14 protein-coding genes and 1 pseudogene are annotated in these 17,267 nt (G+C 62.6%); 7 read left to right on the top strand and 8 right to left on the bottom strand.

Annotation, left to right across the window (positions count from 1 at the left end; all coding sequences use genetic code 11):
• Positions 1-21: 21 nt before the first annotated feature.
• The 3 genes and pseudogenes from ACRSCF_RS14100 to ACRSCF_RS14110 all read left to right on the top strand — a co-directional run.
• Positions 22-1,614: a hypothetical protein gene (locus tag ACRSCF_RS14100; RefSeq protein ID WP_034367101.1), complete on the top strand. Its 1,593-nt coding sequence runs from the start codon at positions 22-24 to the stop codon at positions 1,612-1,614.
• 130 nt (positions 1,615-1,744) lie between these two features.
• Positions 1,745-3,379: a hypothetical protein gene (locus ACRSCF_RS14105; protein WP_034367077.1), complete on the top strand. Its 1,635-nt coding sequence runs from the start codon at positions 1,745-1,747 to the stop codon at positions 3,377-3,379.
• Positions 3,380-3,401: 22 nt separating this feature from the next.
• Positions 3,402-3,632 (top strand): annotated as a pseudogene (locus tag ACRSCF_RS14110) (integrase core domain-containing protein); the annotation flags it as partial.
• A gap of 258 nt (positions 3,633-3,890) precedes the next feature.
• On the opposite strand, the gene ACRSCF_RS14115 reads toward ACRSCF_RS14110, so the two are convergent.
• Entirely contained in the window at positions 3,891-4,688 is a 798-nt protein-coding gene (locus ACRSCF_RS14115; protein ID WP_432675991.1) for a SprT-like domain-containing protein, read from the bottom strand.
• A 118-nt stretch (positions 4,689-4,806) separates the two neighbouring features.
• On the opposite strand from ACRSCF_RS14115, the gene ACRSCF_RS14120 reads away from it, so the two are divergent.
• Positions 4,807-5,946, top strand: coding sequence for a helix-turn-helix transcriptional regulator (locus tag ACRSCF_RS14120; protein WP_046987814.1), 1,140 nt, complete (start codon positions 4,807-4,809; stop codon positions 5,944-5,946).
• 4 nt (positions 5,947-5,950) lie between these two features.
• Positions 5,951-7,072, top strand: a complete 1,122-nt coding sequence (locus ACRSCF_RS14125) for a helix-turn-helix transcriptional regulator (RefSeq protein WP_244388186.1) — start codon at positions 5,951-5,953, stop codon at positions 7,070-7,072.
• Positions 7,073-7,144: 72 nt separating this feature from the next.
• Here ACRSCF_RS14125 and ACRSCF_RS14130 read toward each other — a convergent pair whose 3' ends face one another.
• The 7 genes from ACRSCF_RS14130 to ACRSCF_RS14160 form a co-directional block, all read right to left on the bottom strand.
• On the bottom strand, positions 7,145-8,635 hold the full coding sequence (locus ACRSCF_RS14130) for a hypothetical protein (protein WP_034367085.1): 1,491 nt from the start codon (positions 8,633-8,635) through the stop codon (positions 7,145-7,147).
• Between the two features lie 320 nt (positions 8,636-8,955).
• Positions 8,956-9,723: a hypothetical protein gene (locus tag ACRSCF_RS14135; protein WP_244388188.1), complete on the bottom strand. Its 768-nt coding sequence runs from the start codon at positions 9,721-9,723 to the stop codon at positions 8,956-8,958.
• A gap of 158 nt (positions 9,724-9,881) precedes the next feature.
• Positions 9,882-10,466: a flavin reductase family protein gene (locus tag ACRSCF_RS14140; protein ID WP_034367088.1), complete on the bottom strand. Its 585-nt coding sequence runs from the start codon at positions 10,464-10,466 to the stop codon at positions 9,882-9,884.
• 47 nt (positions 10,467-10,513) lie between these two features.
• Positions 10,514-11,146 (bottom strand): NAD-dependent dehydratase, encoded by a 633-nt coding sequence (locus ACRSCF_RS14145; protein WP_034367090.1) that lies wholly within the window; start codon positions 11,144-11,146, stop codon positions 10,514-10,516.
• 218 nt (positions 11,147-11,364) lie between these two features.
• Positions 11,365-12,465, bottom strand: coding sequence for an alkene reductase (locus tag ACRSCF_RS14150; protein ID WP_016447018.1), 1,101 nt, complete (start codon positions 12,463-12,465; stop codon positions 11,365-11,367).
• Positions 12,466-12,579: 114 nt separating this feature from the next.
• Positions 12,580-13,161: a TetR/AcrR family transcriptional regulator gene (locus tag ACRSCF_RS14155; protein ID WP_016447017.1), complete on the bottom strand. Its 582-nt coding sequence runs from the start codon at positions 13,159-13,161 to the stop codon at positions 12,580-12,582.
• 35 nt (positions 13,162-13,196) lie between these two features.
• The gene (locus tag ACRSCF_RS14160) at positions 13,197-14,165 is read right to left on the bottom strand and encodes a LysR family transcriptional regulator (protein WP_070080423.1); all 969 of its coding nucleotides are present in this window, start codon (positions 14,163-14,165) and stop codon (positions 13,197-13,199) included.
• 123 nt (positions 14,166-14,288) lie between these two features.
• Between ACRSCF_RS14160 and ACRSCF_RS14165 the strand changes: the two genes are divergently transcribed.
• Entirely contained in the window at positions 14,289-15,305 is a 1,017-nt protein-coding gene (locus ACRSCF_RS14165) for a Bug family tripartite tricarboxylate transporter substrate binding protein (RefSeq protein WP_034367092.1), read from the top strand.
• 4 nt (positions 15,306-15,309) lie between these two features.
• The gene (locus tag ACRSCF_RS14170) at positions 15,310-17,226 is read left to right on the top strand and encodes an AMP-binding protein (RefSeq protein WP_244388190.1); all 1,917 of its coding nucleotides are present in this window, start codon (positions 15,310-15,312) and stop codon (positions 17,224-17,226) included.
• The last annotated feature ends 41 nt before the right edge of the window (positions 17,227-17,267 follow it).

Raw genomic sequence — 17,267 nt, forward strand, 5'->3', positions numbered from 1 at the left:
CGACACGCAACAAACCTCTTTATGTGCTTCCTGAAACGGGCCTTTTATGGCCTTTTGCTCTTGTGCGCCTGTGCCGGCAACGGCTTTGCGACACCGCTTTTCATTCAAAGCGGTACCTGGATTGTGGATTCCGAGCTCAATGGCCTGCCGGGCAGGGGCATGGCTATCGACGTGCAAAACCAGCACTTGGTCATGCAGGTCTACAACTACAACCGCGCGGGTCGGCCCACGTTCCATCTGGCTTCCGGTCCGCTCAATGGTCTGCAATTCAAGGGCCCCCTGAGCCAGTACCGGGGAGGCCGGTTCTTTGGCAGCGGTGAACGCGTAGGCTGGGAGGATGAGGTGGCCGGCGAGGTGCGTATCCGGTTCGAAAGCTCCACCTCGGGCTTTATCCAGTTTCCCGGCGAGCCGGAGGTGGCCATGTCTCGCTTTCGTTTCGACGCCGAGCCCGAGGGATTTGCTCTGAAACCGGGCTCGTTAGAGGGTTGGCTGGCCATGGAGTACGACGAACAGGGTAGCCCGTATGCCGCATGGCATTTGGAACTGAGGCAGGGCGCCGGTCCTGATAAAAAACTGTCGCTGACAGTGGCATCCGCCCCGGTGATCGAAAAATCCATGTCCACCGTCAACCCTTGTACCCTGAAGAAGGACGGCTGGATACGGTGCGATGTCATGTTCGAGCAGGGAGAGTCTTGGCAAAGGCCTGCGGTATTTGAAATCAGAAGATCCGTGAATGGACTGGAGGGTTTCATTACCCGCACTGCATTGCCAAATTTGATCAGAAAGCTGCGCGGGAATAAATATCATTTCTACGATGACGCTAATTCTGTAGACCATCGGCTGGTACATACAAAGAATCTGCATGGCAAGTACACCTATGTGCCGGAGCCCGGCACTTGGATCGTTAGCAGCGAACTCAACGGCAAGCCTGGGCGTGGAATGGCGCTGGACTGGCAAAACGGAGTAATTGTCATGCAGGTCTACAACTATGAAGAAAATGGTGACCCCAGTTTCCATCTGGGGGTTGGCAAGGTTTCCGATAATCCATCATCTGGGACCGGCACTATGGATGTCACGACTCGGCTGAAACGCTACGCCGGTGGGCGTTACTTTGGTAGTGATGGCATGAGCGGTCATGAGGACGCCGATGTGGGCGAAGTACAAATGGTCTTTCTGTCGCCTCTGAAGGGTCGGGTGAAATTTCCTGGGGAGTCTTGGAAGGATATGGAAAAATTTCAGTTTGGCTATGGAGAAAAAAATCCGCAGGCGCTTCTCGGGATATGGGCTTTGCAAAATGTGTTGGACCAAAGATGGTGGCTGGAATTGTTCAAGGTTGAAGGAAAATATGCCTTAGGTCAAAGTGTGATGTGCCATTTTGATGACCCCGATGAGAAAATTTTAGAATATCGTGGAACCGTTCGTTGTGTGACGAATTATCAAAATGAAGATTTTCAGCAAATTTTCACTTTTGATTTTTCACCCGAGTACCGGGCAGTTCCCGCATTCTCGTATCAAAGATCTTATGGAAAAACTCATTTCCCAGAGAAAGGATTTGCTGTGCAGGTTTTCGATAAAAATCGTACTCCCATAGGATTTGACAGTATTCTCCATTGAGAAAATCAGGGCATCTAAAGTCATCTGCGATGCCTGGATTTGGCGGACTTCCGGTCAACCCACCATTTGGTGGACAAAGGCACCAGCTGCTAAAATTTAATGGGCAGATTTAGGCCATAAAAGAATCATCATGAATTTTTTGAAACAGGCATTTTATGGCTTCGTACTTTTGTGCGCCTGTGCCACTAACGGCTTTGCGACCCCCATTTTCATCCAAAGCGGCACCTGGATCGTGGACTCCGAGGTCAATGGCCTGCCGGGCCGAGGCATGGCCATTGACGTGCAGAACCAGCATCTGGTCATGCAGGTCTATAACTACAACCGCGCAGGCCAGCCCACGTTCCACCTAGCCTCCGGTCCTCTCAATGGAGTGCAATTCCAGGGCCGGCTGGTTCAATATCGTGGTGGCCGCTTTTTTGGTAGCGGCGAACGCGTAGGCCGGGAGGATGAGGTGGCCGGCGAGGTGCGTATCCGGTTCGAAAGCTCCACCTCGGGCTTTATCCAGTTTCCCGGCGAGCCGGAGGTGGCCATGTCCCGCTTCCGGTTCGATGGAGTGGCCGATGGGTTTTTGCTCAAGCCCGATTTCCGCGAGAGCTGGGTGGCCATGGAGTTCGATGAGGCCGATCGACCCACATCGGCATGGCATATTGACATGTACCGCGATCCTGCGAACGGGGACGTGGAGTCTCTGCTGCTGGCGTCCTCCCCCTGGTATGAAAGCTCTCTGGCCACCTCCAATCCTTGTACCTCCATGGGCTCCGGCGGATGGGTGCGGTGCAACGTCACCTTCGAGCGCGGCGCACCCGAGCAGCAGCGCGCCGTCTTTGAAATCCGCAAGTCTGTGCACGGCCTTGAAGGTTTTGTTACACGAGCGGCCTCGCCACAGACGCGCACCAGGCTGCGTGGCAGCAAATACGCCAGCTACGACGCCGCCGCTGATGTGAGCCACAGGATGTTGCACCAAAGGTTCCAGGGAATCCGCTTTAGCGAAATGCGCGATTCCGGCATGCACTTTTATGTGCCAGAGCCTGGCACCTGGATCGTCAGCCAGGAGCTCAACGGCAAGCCTGGACGCGGAATGGCCATCGATGTCCAAAATGGCAACTTTGTCATGCAGGTCTACAACTATGAAAGCAATGGAAGCCCCAGTTTTCACTTGGCTGTGGGGAAGATGACGTACGACCTCCGAATGGGTGTCGGAACCACGGCCAGTCCCGATGTCAAGGCCCGGCTCAAGCGTTATGCGGGAGGCCGCTATTTTGGGGGCCCTGCCCTGACCGGGCGGGAAGTGGCCGATGTGGGCGAGGTCCAGCTCGCCTTTCAATCCCCTTTGCGGGGCCAGATCAAGTTTCCTGGGGAAGACTGGGTGGCCATCGAGAAATTCCAGTTCGGTTATGGCGCGGCCAACCCGGAGGCGCTTTTGGGACTCTGGGCTTTCCAGGCCATGGGTGAAGGAAATCTGATGTTCGAGCTGAGTCGGGTGGAAGGGGAGTTTGCCAAAGGCGACAGCGCGAGCTGCCACTACTATCAACGTGAGCCTGGCGACTCGGAGTATCCCGGAATCGTGCGCTGCTACCTCCGGTTCCTGGGATCGCCGACCAGCCAGTTCATCTTCAACTTTGATGCATCTGTCGAGAACCGTGCCGTGCCGGCCTTTTCCACCTACCAATCCATGGGGTTCACCTACTATCCCCACAAGGGATTTGCGGTCCAGGTGCGGGACAAAAATGGCACGCCCATAGGATTCGATCGCGTTCGCCATTGAAGGGCGCCCGGGCTGCTGCACCCACCTGGCAATTGCGCTGCGCAAGCAAGTGCATCTATCGCTGGGCGACCTCATGAGGCAGTTCCTGGAGATCGCCCCCAAGCTCAGCCGCAGCGCTCTGCATCGATGCCTGCAGTGGCATGGAATCAGCCGACAGCCGGCAATGCCGATGCTACGAAGGCGCGGAAAGTTCGAAGAAACGACGTTGGGCTCCGCGCATATCGATAGTGCAGGAATGAAGATCTCCAGCGGCAACTGGATCGCCACTGCCAGGCGGCCATCATCGCTGCGCGCGGTGCCATCGCGTTCGCCTGTGGTGCGGATCTTGCCGGGGTAGTGTGCTTGTTAGCCATGAGGACATGGAGATTCCTTGGATCGTGGGTGGAAAGCTAGAGGCTGGTGCGATTGTGGCGACGGCATGCCGGGCCATCGCGGCCTTGCGTGCGGTTTTGTATGGTCTCGGCCGGTATACACCTGCGATACAAATGCCCTGCCGGGCAAGGTGTGCCAGCTATTGCGCGGCGAAGCTTTGCTGGCATTCCCCGCAGATCAGGTTCAGCCCCGGCTTGCCCCAGACATTGACGGGCGCCGCGCAACCGCCGCAGCGGTACTTGACGCGCAGGGACTTGTTGGCCGGCTGCACGGCCATCTCGCCCGTGGTGGAGCCCGCCACCGCCACCGAGGTGCCCACGGGCCGCACGGCTTCGGCCAGGGCTGGCACGGCGGACATGGGCGGCTGCGTACCCTGCATGCCCTGGATCTGCGTGGCCATGCTCCACTGGCCCGTTACCACATGCTCGATGGCCGGGAAGCGGTCGTACCAGCTCAACTGGAAGCGCGTGGTCAGCAAGGCATCGCAGGCCGCCAGGAAGGGGCCGCCCGCCATGGCGTAGTCGGCCATCATGTCGCCCGTGCGCCGGCCGCCCGGCCGGCCCGTGGACGAGGGCATGAGGCCCAGCGATTCCAGCTTGTCCGCCCATTCCTCGTTGTGATACCGCGCGCGGCCCGGCTTGCCGAAGTGGTGCTGCCACAGGTGCGTCATCTCATGCACCAGGGTCTGCAGCGTCTCGATGATGGGCACCGCCGCGAAGTAGGCGGGGTTGAGCGCAATCTCGTCGGTGGTGCTGCCGTCCAGCGAGGCAAAGCGCGCGGCAGAGAAATAACCGCAGGTGCGCTTTTCGCGCTGCAGCGTGATCAGGCAGTGGGGCAGGGCATCGTCAAAAAGGCGCTGGTTGTAGTGCTCGTAGGCCTGCTGCAGTTCGGAATAGGTTTCGCGCGTGGGAGCGGAGCGGACGGGGGCGGCGGGCATTGATGGATTGTGCAATACAACCGTGTGAACATTGCCCCAAATCGACGTGGCAAGACCGGTATCGAAATTCAGAGCTGTCTGATTGAAAATAGCTATAAAGAATCAATAATTCATTTCCATCAAATTTATTGATCGACAGGGTGCCAGTTGCCAAATACCGGGACTGCTGTACGACGGAGTACTTTCCGCTGAGGATTGGCAGTCTGCGCTGGACGCCATGCGGCAGGCGCTGGGCGCGTCCGTTTTCCATTTCTTCACGCTGGGCAGCACTGGTGGCGGGGTGGTCGAGAGCGTGCACAACCACGACCTGGCGGGCATCGATGCCGATAAATTGCGTGAATACGAAACCCACTACGTTGGCGAGGACCTGCGCATGTCCGTCGTGGCGAGCCTGCCCCAGGGCCAGTTCATGCTCGACCATGAGCACTTCAGCGCATGGGAGATGTCGCGCAATGCGGTCTACGTCGATGTGCTGGCGCCCCACGGACTTCGCAACACGCTGGGTGTCAAGGTGCGCGACGAAGGGGGGACGCAGGACTTCCTGGGTTTCATGCGTCCCACGGACCGTGGAACCTATGGCGCACAGGAGCGGGTCTTCATGCAGCAGTGGATGCCCGATCTGGCGCGTGCCGCCCGCCTGCGCATGCACATGGGCGGACTGGCGCGGCAGGCGGCTTTGGGATTCACAGCCCTGGACAACTTGCCGCAAGGCATTGCACTTGTGGATTCAAATTGCCGCATCCACTACTGCAACCCCTCGGCCGACTGCCTGCTGGCAGCTTTTTGCGAAGCCTTGTCTGTGCGCCACGGCCTGCTGCGCTGCGTTGACGGGCAGGCCCAGGCGCAACTGCTGCATCTTGTGGCCCAGGCTTGCGGCCATCATGCACAGGGCCTGGCCGGGGCGCTGTGCCTGACGGCAGGCTCTGCGTTGCGGTTGATGGTGACGGTCCTGCCGCTCAAGCCCAGCCATGCCGCTGCGTTCCGCCAGCGGCCCATGGCTTTGCTGGTAATGGCGGATGCCGGTACGCCATTTTCTGGCCCGAGTCCCGGACTCGTGCAGGAAGCGCTGGGTTTGTCGCCCTCGGAAGCGCGTCTGGCGGTGCTGCTTGCCACGGGCAGGACCGTCAAGGACTACGCCCGGATAGAGGGGTGCAGCTGGCATACGGCGCGCACCCACATGAAGAACCTGATGCGCAAGACAGGTTGCCACCGGCAGGTGGAATTGGTGGGGCTGCTGCAATCCCTGCAGCCGAGGTGAGTCCGTGCAACAACGCATTGATGCCATCGCCGGTCAGCTGTATGAGGGGGTGCTCGCTCCCCAGGCCTGGAGCGAGGCGCTCGCGGGAATGTGCGCGCAATTGCAGGCGGGCGTCTTTCACTATTTCACGCTGAATGCTGGCGAGGCAGCCGTTCCGCAAAGCGCAAGCAATCTGGAAAGCTTCGGTCTGCATCACGGCTTGATGCAGGAGTACGAGACACACCACGCGCACAACGACCTGCGGATGGCAACCGTGCAGCGGCTGCCCGTGGCCCAGGTCATGCTGGACCATGAGCACATCAGTGCCAGGCAGGCGTCACAGAATAGCGTCTATACGGATTGGCTGGTTCCGCTGGGACTGCGGCATACCGCCGCTGCCACCGTTCGCGTGGAAGGCAATGCGCGTGATTTCATCAGTTTCATGCGCCCCAGGGATGCCGGCGTCTATGGTGCACAGGACAAGGCATTCCTAGAGCATTTGATGCCGCACATCGAGCGGGCCGGCCGCTTGCGCGCGCGCATGGGCCAGCTATGCGGCCAGGCAGCATGGGGACTCGCGGCACTGGATGCGCTGGCGCAGGCACTGCTCGTCGTGGATGCTCGGTGCCGGCTGCAGCATTCCAATCCGGCGGCAGAGCGCCTGCTCGCAACATTCGGCACGTTGCAATGTGTGCACGGCGGGCTGCGATGCACATCGGGCGAGGCGCATGCACGCTTGCAAGGCTTGGTCTCCGCCGCTTGCGCCAATCCCGCAAAGGCGGCTGCCTTGGTGCTCCAAGGCAGCCGGCCCAGCCAGTCCCGGCTCAGGCTGACTGCGTTGCCTCTGGCGGCCAACCATGCGTTTGCCGCGCCGTGGCAACAGCCCCTGGCCCTGATCTTTCTGACGTTGCCCGGCTCCATGGTTTTGCAGAATCAAGGCCTGGTGGGCGAGATGCTGGGCCTGTCACCCAGCGAGACCCGCCTTCTGTTGCTTCTGGCAGGCGGAAAGACCGTGAAGGACTATGCCTTGATGGAAGGATGCAGTTGGCATACGGCGCGCACCCACATGAAGAACCTGATGCGCAAGACGGGCTGCCATCGGCAGGTGGAATTGGTGCAACTGCTGCAGGGGTGGGGAATGGTGTGAACAGTCCCTGCCCATCGCGCAGCGCCTTGCGGGCTGGGCGATGGATTGGGCGCTGGTCACGCAGCCCTTGCTTCAGGGGGTGTATTGCAGGTTGTAGTACATCTCCCTGCCGTTGCGGTCAGCGTAGACGAGGAGGAACTCGGCATAGTTCGTGGCCGATGCACCGTCCGGCTTGCCTCCAAAAGGTATGGTGGCCGAGGTGGCTCCTTTGGGCACAGGCACGGTCAGGTTGGGCGTGCGTACCGTGGGCAGGCCGGAGGCAGACCCCGCCGCAGCGCCCTGCCGGTAGGAACTGAGTACTGAAAGTGCCATGGGCATGCTGCCCGCTGGCGGTTGCGCAGCCGACCAGACAACCTGCGCGCTGCCGCCGCCGGCCTTGAAGCCGGCCACGATCTCGCCCTCTGAGGGCGAGATGGTGTTGAACTGGGGATAGGCATTGACAGGTATCTGCGCAAACGGATAAGACCCGCTCTTCAGCGTGACCTGATAGGTGGCGATGGGTGTTTTGCCTTGCTGTCCGTTGACGGCTTTCCAGCCATCGTCGGCATGGATATCGAAGCGCACCTCGGTTCCCGCTGCCAGGCCCAGCGCTGCGAAACGGTTGTCACCGTCTGCCATGGCGGCAGCATCGAACCCGCTGCGCACGGTGGAGCCCCACGAGTCGTTGGCCACACCCAGTTGCGCGTTGGTGCAATCTGCCGTGCCGGCGTTGGCCACGTCGTTGCTGGCGTTCGATCGACACTGCCGGAAGTTGTTGGTGTCCGCATAGCTGGCGTTGCCCCGCACGCCTTGCATTTCGGGTGCATCGCGCATGATGCGTGGCGACAGCAGCTTGAGCGAGTTGCGCGCGCCGCCTGCCTGCGCCGACGGCCAACTGACAATGGCGTAAGTTGCCAGCCGAGCAGGATCGGAAATGCCAAACTGCACCTCGCGCCGCAAGTGGAACGGACTGGAGGACGGTTCGCCGTCGGACAGCTGGCGTATCACATTGGCGCGGTTGCGCGACACCAGTCCCACGCTTACCACGCGCTGATTGCCCAGGCTGCGCATCTCGGCTGCATTGCGGGGAGTGGCGCAGGTGCCGCTGCTGCTTCCTGCGATCAGCGTTTCACGCTGGTCCCTTGTGCTGGTCCCGTCCGTGAATTTTTCGTCGTAGCTGATATCCACCTCATGCCGTGCGGATCCGTCGGCATTGGTGGCTTTGCGCTCTGCCAGGATTTGCAGATTTTCGAAGCTCCGCCCAATCTGATAGGCATTGGAGGCCTGGACCTGGGTCTGGTTTTCATCCCAATGGGTGACCAGACGCTCCTTGCTGCTGCCGTTGCCCAGGTAGCAGTCGTCGAGATGCGCAAAGCGCTCGGTGCCTTTGGCGGGCAACTGGGTGGCGGTCAGCGCCTGTCTGGCATCCATGTACTTCTGCACCAACTCCTGGGTCGTTTGTGTTGGTGGTGCAACCGGTGGCGTCACTTCGTTGTCTCCGCCACCGCCACCTCCGCAAGCCGTAAGCGCGAGCACGGCACCGGCGATGAGGGTGGGGCGCAATTTGGGGGTCTGCTTGGTCATTGGGTATCTGCCTTTCAAACGATTGGGAATGGGCGGCGCAAGGATTCGATGGTTTCCCTCATCCGCCTAGACAGCAGTCTTCCCAGCCATGGTGCGCAAGGCCATACCGCATTTGCGGGATGGCTTCGGCACCGGCTCTGGGATGAAATATTTTTTGAGCGGAGTTTTCAGGAGCTGCAGGCACTATTCGCTTTATTTTGCGATTGGCCCTTTGTAAACATCAAAGCTCGCAGGACTGTTGCAGCACCCAGGAGTTTATCGAACGAATTTTTTATTGAGCTGGTCAATATGCGGTCATATCCTCTTTCAGGATGCGAAAACTAATTGACGATGGTGAGTGATCCATAGGAGCCCTGGCCGCCACGCACGCTATAGAGCTGCGTGCGTCCCGCGCCTGTGGCCCCGCTTACCGTCACTTCCCCTGTATTTCGATCCGCATAGGAGCACGCTCCCTTGTTGCCGCTGCCATTGATGGCCCGTATGCCAAGATAGCTGACTCCTGAGCTGACGGGCACCTCAAAACAACTTGGCTGGTTGAAAAGTTCGGAACGAGCAACTTCCCTTTCATTCAATGTGATGGCTAGAATATCTCCATCCTCGCATTCATTGTCTTTCATGCAGACATCGATATATTTTTGGCCTGCCATATTTGTATTTGCGCTGAAATTCCCCCAATCTGCCAATTGCTGATTGATGGCGTCAGAAACGAACTGGTCCCAGGAAATGGTTTCGTAAGGTGATATCCGATAGCTGCAGGACCGGTTGTCCTCGATTTCCTTGTTGACAGTCGTTTTCTTGTCGGGTGTGCCACTATCCCAACGGATGGACTTGAACAGGTATTTGTCAATTTCTCTTTGCAATTCGGCCGGTGCCACGCTTGGTGGACTATCAATGCAGATCATGCGCTGATCGCCCATGATAGGACCGGTGAGCTTGACACGCTTGCCACCATCTCCTGTGGCGACTGCGATGGCATCCAAGACTTCCTCTGCACCACTGCACCCTGTCATCAAGACCGCGATGGGACACGCGATCAAGGAAAAGACAAGCTGACGCGTCCACTGGTTTCTTGTTGAGTTCCATTCCATTTTGATTCCCTTCAGTTGATGTGAAAAATAACACCCACGGGAAGGAATAATGAATTGTTTGTCCCAGTGAAAATATACCGCAGATGCGGTATTGATCTTCAGGACGCAGCAAGCATTGCAGTAGAAGTACTGCCAGATTTCTGAAATGGAAAAAGAAACTATTCTTTGCTTTCCTGCACCCTCAACGCCTGCCCAATCGCATAGAACTGCCCACCCGCCACGTAGTGCAGGCTGCGCAGCGCGGGGTCGGCGTCCTCGAAGTGCCAGTGGCCGTTGCGGAATACGCGGGTGTCGGACCACGCGCCCACGATCTCGCCGATGAACAGGTCGTAGGCCTGCTGGTTGTGGGGCTCGGGGATCAGCCTGCAGGCCAGCCAGCCGGCGCAGCCGTCCACGAAGGGCAGGTCGAACCCGTCCATGCCGAACAGCTGAACGCCGCTGGTGGCGAGCTTGCCGGCATCGGTGGACAGGCTAAGCGTGCCGACCTGGTGCGTGAGCTGCAACTGGGCGGCCGTAGGCACCTGGATCACGAACATGCCGCTGTGCTCGACCAGGGCGCGCGTGGCCGTGGCCTTGTCAAGCACCACGGTGAGCTTCGGGGGCGCAAAGTCCAGCGCGCAGCACCAGGCTGCGGCCATGACGTTGTCCACGCCGCCGTGGCGTGCCGAGACCAGGACGGTGGGGCCGTGGTTGATCAGTCGGTAGGACTTGGCGAGATCGACCGGGGCGATATGCGGGTTCATGCAAGGGTTCCTGAAGGGTTCTGTTTTTGCGCGTGCAGGCGCCGGGCTCATTCGGCCAGCGCCTCGGAACCCACGATATGGACACCGGGCCTGGCGTTGACAGCTGCCTCTATCAAGGCATGGGCGATGCGGTGTGCGGGGTTGAGCCGCCAGCGCCGGGGCAGCAGCGGGCCCAGGGCGCCAAGAAGGCTGACCATGAAGCGCTCGCCCGCCCGGTGCTCGGTGCGCGGGCCGCTGATCAGGCCGGGGCGCACGAAGGTGAGCGATGCGAAGCCTTGGCTTTGCAGGTCGCGCTCCAGCTCGCCCTTGACGCGGTTGTAGAAGATGCGCGAGCCGGCGTCGGCGCCCATGGCCGAGTTCAGCACATAGGTGGGCGTGCCGTGCCGATGGGCCAGGCGGGCGGCCAGCAGCGGGTAGTCATGGTCCACGCGCCGAAAAGCCGGCTGGCTGCCGGCTGTCTTGATGGTGGTGCCCAGGGTGCAGACCAGGGCATCGGCCCGCCACCAGTCGGCGCCTTCGGGCAGGTGCTCGAAATCGACGATGGGGGCGAGCAGCCTGGGATGCGCCGGCAGCGCCCGGCGTACCGGGGCCACGACACGGGTGATGCGGCTGTCGGCCAGGGCCTGTTGCAGCACCTGGCTGCCCACCAGCCCCGTGGCGCCTACGATCAGCAGTTGCATGGCTTGGTCTTTCGATGGGGACACGGATCAGCCAGTGTGCCGTAGATGGCGTGGCGCATAAAACTGGTGCAGCCCAAGGCAAGGGGCACCGAGGAAGGGCCTACGCCGGCCGCGCCGCCCCGTACCGAGGGTGTCGCCGGTTGCCCGGACGCCCCCTCCCGCGAAGCGAGAGAGGGCGCCGTGCAACGGGGGAAGCGGCGTAAGCCGCTCAGGGGGAGTTACGCCAATGCAGGCCAGTCGATGTAGCCCTGGGCGCCGCCGCCGTAGTAGGCCTCGTGCGGGGCCACGGCCAGCTCCTTGCCGTGGCGCAGGCGGGCCACCAGATCGGGGTTGGCGATGAAGGGGCGGCCGATGGCCACGGTATCGACCAAGCCCTTGGCGCGGCGGTCCATGGCCAGTTCCAGGTCATAGCCGTTGTTGCCCATGTAGGCGCCGTCAAAGAGCTTTCGCAGCGCGTCCAGGTCCACGCCGGGCGGCAGTTCGCGCGAGCCGCCGGTGGCGCCTTCCACGACGTGCAGGTAGGCCAGGCCGAAGCGGTTGAGCTGGGGGATGAGGTAGCTGTAGAGGGCCATCACGTCGCTGTCCAGCGGCGTGTTGCCGGCGTTGGGCGTGACGGGCGACAGGCGGATGCCCACGCGGTCGGCGCCCCAGACCTTGGCCACGGTGTCGGTGACTTCCAGCGTCAGGCGGGCGCGGTTTTCGATGCTGCCGCCATAGGCGTCGCTGCGGTGGTTGGTGGAGTCGCGCAGGAACTGGTCGAGCAGGTAGCCGTTGGCCGAGTGCACTTCCACGCCGTCAAAGCCTGCACGCTTGGCGCATTCGGCCGCATGGCGGTATTGCTCGACGATGCCGGGGATTTCGCTGGTTTCCAGGGCGCGGGGCATGGACACCTCGGCTACGCCGTTGGGCGTGAAGGTGACGCCTTCGGCCTTGATGGCAGAGGGGGCGACAGGGGCCACGCCACCGGGCTGCAGGTCTACGTGCGAGTAGCGGCCCACGTGCCACAGCTGGGCCACGATCTTGCCGCCGGCCGCATGTACGGCGTCGGTGACCTTCTTCCAGCCGGCGACCTGTTCCTCGGTCCAGATGCCGGGGGTCAGGTTGTAGCCGCGGCCCTGGGCCGAGATGTTGACGGCTTCGCTGATCAGAAGGCCTGCGCTGGCACGCTGGGCGTAGTAGGTGGCGTGCAGTTCGGTGGGCACGCCGTCGTCGCCGGCGCGGCTGCGGGTCAGCGGGGCCATGACGAAGCGGTTGGCGAGCGACAGGCCGCCCAGTTGGGTGGGAGAGAACAGATCGGTGTGAAGGCTGTGGTCGGTCATGGTGTGCAGTGGTGGTGGTTGAACAAAAGGAAGAGGGATGGGTAAGAGGTGAAGGGTTTGAAGTTGACCAGTCGTCTACAAGCAAGGCAAATAAAAAGCGGCGGCCAGGCCTGCTCAGCCCAGCAGCCGCTTCGTGGAAACAAGGGCTGCGGCAAAGGGCTCCTCATGCCGGCCCAGCTTGGACAGCAGGGAGGCACCCAGCCACAGCTGGTACAGCGATTCGGCCAGCGTGGGGGCATCCATGGTGGAGGTGATGGAGCCGTCGGCCTGGCCTGCGCGCACGCAGTCGGTCAGGCGGGTGATGATGGCGTCGGTGCCGGTGCGCAGCACCGAGCGCATGTCGTCGGACAGGTCGCAGACCTCGGGACCCAGCTTGACCACCAGGCACTGGCCTCCTGCATGGGCCGAGCATTGTTTCTGTGTCCAATGGCGGAAGTAGGTCATCAGCCGGGAGATGGCCGGGTCGGGCGTCTCCATGAGCGCATCGATCTTGGCCAGGTACTCGTCGAAGTACTCCTGCAGCAGGGCCTGGCCGAACTCTTCCTTGGACTTGAAGTAGTAGTAGAAGGAGCCCTTGGGCACGCCCGCGGCCGCGACGACCTCGGCCAGGCCGACGGCCGTGTAGCCTTTCTGGGTCATCAACGCCTTGGCCACATCAAGGATGTGCTGGCGTGTTTCCTGTGCGGGTTTCTTCATGGGATCGAAGTCTAACGCAAAAACCGACCAGTCGTCTACAAACTTTGTTCCAGCGTCATTCCGGCGGTCGCAACGCCTGTGCCGTCGGCCAAGTCACCCGGCCGGATGATGCGCGCAAGGCCCATCCTGTCGCTCAGAAAGTCGATCAATGCCCGGGCGGCGCCGGACTGGAAGCGGTTGGGCATGTACAGCATGAACATGCGGCCCTGGTTGATGCTGAATTCGTAGTCCTGCATGGCCAGCACGACGCGGCCATCTTCCACCTGGCGGCGCACCATGTAGTCGGGCACCAGCCCCACGCCCAGGCCGCCGGTGATGCAGTCGCACAGGAAAGGGTAGCTGCGCGACATCAGCGTGGGCGTGATGTCCAGCTCCTCCAGCGGCTGGCCGTTCCGCGCAATCTGCAGGCGCACCTTGCCGCTTTCGCCGCCCGATGTGATGAGCGGCGTGCGCGACAGCTCGGACGGGGTCTCCGGCAGGCGGTGGCTGCGCAGCCAGTCGCTGGAGGCGCACAGGCTGTAGCGCACCGGCCCCATGTCGCGCGCCACCAGCATGGGCGGCGGGTCGGACATGACGCGGATCGCGATGTCCACGCTGTCCTTGAGCAGATTGTCGATGAAGTTTTCCAGGCGGATGTCCAGCACCACCTGCGGATGGGCGCGCTTGAACTCGATCAGCCACGGCGCCATGACCAGATGGCCGTAGCCGGTGGGCACGCTCAGCCCGATCTTTCCCGAGATGTCGTCCGTGCTGCTTTGGGCCAGCTCGCGCACCAGTTCGGTCTCGTTGAGGATGTTGCGTGCATGGCGGTAGATGCGCTGGCCGACCTCGGTGGCCTCCACGCCCTGGGGCGTTCTGCGCAGCAGCGATGCGCCCAGGGACTTCTCCAGCCGGGCCAGGTGGTAGCTCACGTTGGCCCGCGACATGTTCAAGAACTTTGCCGCCTGGCTCAGGTTTCCGTGTTCGATGATCTGGACAAGGATGTTGAATGCCAGGAGATCCATGCGTTGCGGTCCAAGGGGGTGTCAATATTGTTTGACATGATGTCAACCGCCGCCGCCATTGTCAAAGAGGGTGCGCTGGGCAGAATGGGCCAGCCAGAACACATAAGCATTCAAGGAGACAAGATGGCAGGCATTACAAAAAGACAGGCGTTGGCCAAGGGCATGGCGCTGGGCGCCATCGGCGTGGCTGCGTTCGCATCGCTGTGCGGCGCGGCGCAGGCCAATAACGATACCGGCGCCTGGCCCGACAGGCCGATTCGCCTGGTCGTTCCCTTCCCGCCGGGCGGGCCCACGGACGGCGCGGCGCGCGTCTACGCCGAGGCACTGGCGCGCCAGCTGGGCCAGCCCGTGGTGATAGAGAACAAGCCCGGCGCATCGGGCGCGGTGGCGGCGGGCCAGTTCCGCACGGCAGCGCCTGACGGCTATACGCTGATGATGATGGTCACGCCCACCATCATGGCGCCGCATTTCTTCAAGAACGTCAAGTTCCACCCGGCCACGGATTTCGCCCCGGTCACCAAGATCTACGACCTGCCCAATGTGATTGCGGTCAATGCGCAGTCGCTGCCCAAGGTGACGGACCTCAAATCGCTGTTCCAGTACGCCAAGGCGCAGCCCGCCACGCTGGACTACACCAGCTCCGGGGCGGGCAGCTCGGGCCACCTGAGCATGGAACTGATGAAATCCGCCAGGCTGCACACCATGCAGCACGTGGCCTACAAGGGCAGCGCGCCAGCCATGAACGACACGCTGGGCGGCGTGGTGCCGGTGATCTATGCGGACATGGTGTCTGCGCTGCCCCATATCCGCAGCGGTCGGCTGAGGGCGCTGGCGGTGGGCACGCCGCAGCGCGTGAAGGCGCTGGACGGCGTGCAGACCATGGCCGAGCAGGGCTTTGGCGGCTATGAGGCATCGTCCTGGGGCGGCCTGGTGGCACCCAGGGACACGCCGCGCGCCATCATCGACAAACTCAGCGCCACCTCGCGCCAGCTGCTGGCCACCGACGAGGTGCGCGACCGTTTCGAGAAGATCGGCGTGACGGCCGCCTACCTCAACCCCCAGGACACCGAGGGCCTGATCCGCAGCGACTACACGCGCTGGGGCGAGGTGGTGCGTACCAACGGCCTGGGCGCGGAGTGAGCCCATGGCCATGAGTCCTATTCCTGCGCAATCCATGTTCCGGCCCCTGCGGGCCGTGCGTTCCCTGGCCGATGTGGAGGCCATCGAAAGCCAGCCCATGGCCGGGCTGATCACGGCGCAAACGGTCTACGACCTGTTTTGCAACTCCGCGCGTGAGCACGGCCAGGGCAGGGCGCTGAGCTTTCTGCCCCAGGCCGGCAGCGTGGATGATGCCCGGCACCTGAGCTATGCCGAACTGCTGGGCAAGATCCACCAGACGGCCAACGCCCTGCATGCGCTGGGCATGGGCGCCAGCGACACGGTGGCCATCCTGCTGCCAGGCTGCATGGAGTACCACTTTGCGCTGTGGGGCGGTGAGGCGGCGGGCATCGTGCAGCCCATCAATCCGCTGCTGAGTGCCGAGAAGATCTCTGCCCTGATGCGGACCACGGGCGCGCGCTTTCTGATCGCCTGGGCGGACGAGGACGATGCCGGCATCCGCGAGAAAGCCACGGCGCTGGATGCGGATCTGGCGCATGTGCTCTGGGTCTCGCATGAAGGTCGGACTCCCCAGGGGGATGGACAGCGCTGGCCCGCCAGCGATCTGAACGCCGCCCTGGCCGCCCAGCCCTCCGACCGGCTGGTGAGCGGGCGCCAGCTCCAGGCCGGCGACGTGGCGGCCTACTTCCATACCGGAGGCACCACGGGTGCGCCCAAGATCGCCGTGCAAACGCATGGCGCCCAGGTCTACACCGCCTGGGCCAGCGTGCAGATGCAGGGCCTGAACACGGCCGACCGCACCATCAACGGCTACCCGCTGTTCCATGTGGCGGGCGTGCTGCCGGGCTCGCTGGCCTGCTTCTCGGCCGGGGCCCACGTCATCATTCCGACCACGGGGCTGTTTCGCAACAAGGCCGTGATTGCCGGCTTCTGGCGCATGGCGGCACAGTGGAAGCCCACGCTGATGTCGGCCGTGCCCACGGTGCTGGCCGCGCTGGTGGAGGTGCCGCTGCTGGGGGCCGATGTGTCCTCCATCCGCTACTTCCGCACGGGCGCCGCGCCGCTGTCGCCGGAGGTGGCGGCGCGCTTCAAGGCGCACAGCGGCTTCCATGTGCACGAGAGCCTGGGCATGACCGAGATGACGGGTATCTCCACCATCACGCCGCCTGGCCTGCACGCGGCAGCGGGCCATGTGGGCCTGCGCCTGCCGTTTGCGCGCCTTGCCGTGCGCCGCATGGGGCCTGACGGCAGGCCATCGGACCAGGAAGCGGCGCCCGGCGAAACCGGCATGGTGGTGTTCCGGTCGCCCAATCTGTTTTCCGGCTACCTGGGCGGCATCGAGCCGTCCAGCTACCTCACCGATGACGGCTGGCTGATCACGGGGGACCTGGGCTCGGTCGGCGACGATGGCCTGCTGCGGCTGCGCGGGCGCTCCAAGGACGTGATCATCCGCAGCGGCCACAACATCGATCCGCAGGTGATAGAGCAGGTGCTGGAGCGCCATCCCGCCGTCAAGGCCTGCGCCGCCGTGGGCGCACCCGATGCCTATGCGGGCGAGGTGCCTGTGGCCTTTGTCGCGCTCCACCCCGGCGCCCAGGCCGATGAGACCGAACTGCTGGCCTTTGCCGCAGCCGGCGTGGACGAAGCGCCTGCGCGCCCGCGCTATGTGCGCATCATCGATGCGCTCCCCACCACCAACGTGGGCAAGGTCTACAAGCCGCGCCTGCGCAGCATGGCTGCGGAAATCTACGCCCGCACTCTGGTGGCCCAGGCGCATGAGCGCATGGGCCTGCCGCTGCCGCCCGCCGACAGCACCACGCACGCGGAGGGCGAGGGCTTTGTGCTGCGCCCGGCCAGGGCGGCTGACCGGAGCCCTTGGGAGCAGGCCGCCGAGGCGCTGGCCTTCACGGGCGAGCCGGTGCGCATCGAGGATGCCGCCTGAGCGCTGGGCCGAACCCCATTGCAGCCACCTGGTGAACTGCG

It is taken from the genome of Delftia sp. 11MD (assembly GCF_050907895.1).
Classification (GTDB): Bacteria; Pseudomonadota; Gammaproteobacteria; order Burkholderiales; family Burkholderiaceae_C; genus Comamonas; species Comamonas tsuruhatensis.

What these genes read in the sequence shown, in the direction of transcription:
- ACRSCF_RS14100 (WP_034367101.1), top strand. Translation starts at nt 22, where the DNA reads ATGTGCTTCCTGAAACGGGCCTTTTATGGCCTTTTGCTCTTGTGCGCC.
- ACRSCF_RS14105 (WP_034367077.1), top strand. Translation starts at nt 1,745, where the DNA reads ATGAATTTTTTGAAACAGGCATTTTATGGCTTCGTACTTTTGTGCGCC.
- ACRSCF_RS14115 (WP_432675991.1), bottom strand. Translation starts at nt 4,688, where the DNA reads ATGCCCGCCGCCCCCGTCCGCTCCGCTCCCACGCGCGAAACCTATTCC.
- ACRSCF_RS14130 (WP_034367085.1), bottom strand. Translation starts at nt 8,635, where the DNA reads ATGACCAAGCAGACCCCCAAATTGCGCCCCACCCTCATCGCCGGTGCC.
- ACRSCF_RS14135 (WP_244388188.1), bottom strand. Translation starts at nt 9,723, where the DNA reads ATGGAATGGAACTCAACAAGAAACCAGTGGACGCGTCAGCTTGTCTTT.
- ACRSCF_RS14140 (WP_034367088.1), bottom strand. Translation starts at nt 10,466, where the DNA reads ATGAACCCGCATATCGCCCCGGTCGATCTCGCCAAGTCCTACCGACTG.
- ACRSCF_RS14145 (WP_034367090.1), bottom strand. Translation starts at nt 11,146, where the DNA reads ATGCAACTGCTGATCGTAGGCGCCACGGGGCTGGTGGGCAGCCAGGTG.
- ACRSCF_RS14150 (WP_016447018.1), bottom strand. Translation starts at nt 12,465, where the DNA reads ATGACCGACCACAGCCTTCACACCGATCTGTTCTCTCCCACCCAACTG.
- ACRSCF_RS14155 (WP_016447017.1), bottom strand. Translation starts at nt 13,161, where the DNA reads ATGAAGAAACCCGCACAGGAAACACGCCAGCACATCCTTGATGTGGCC.
- ACRSCF_RS14160 (WP_070080423.1), bottom strand. Translation starts at nt 14,165, where the DNA reads ATGGATCTCCTGGCATTCAACATCCTTGTCCAGATCATCGAACACGGA.
- ACRSCF_RS14165 (WP_034367092.1), top strand. Translation starts at nt 14,289, where the DNA reads ATGGCAGGCATTACAAAAAGACAGGCGTTGGCCAAGGGCATGGCGCTG.
- ACRSCF_RS14170 (WP_244388190.1), top strand. Translation starts at nt 15,310, where the DNA reads ATGGCCATGAGTCCTATTCCTGCGCAATCCATGTTCCGGCCCCTGCGG.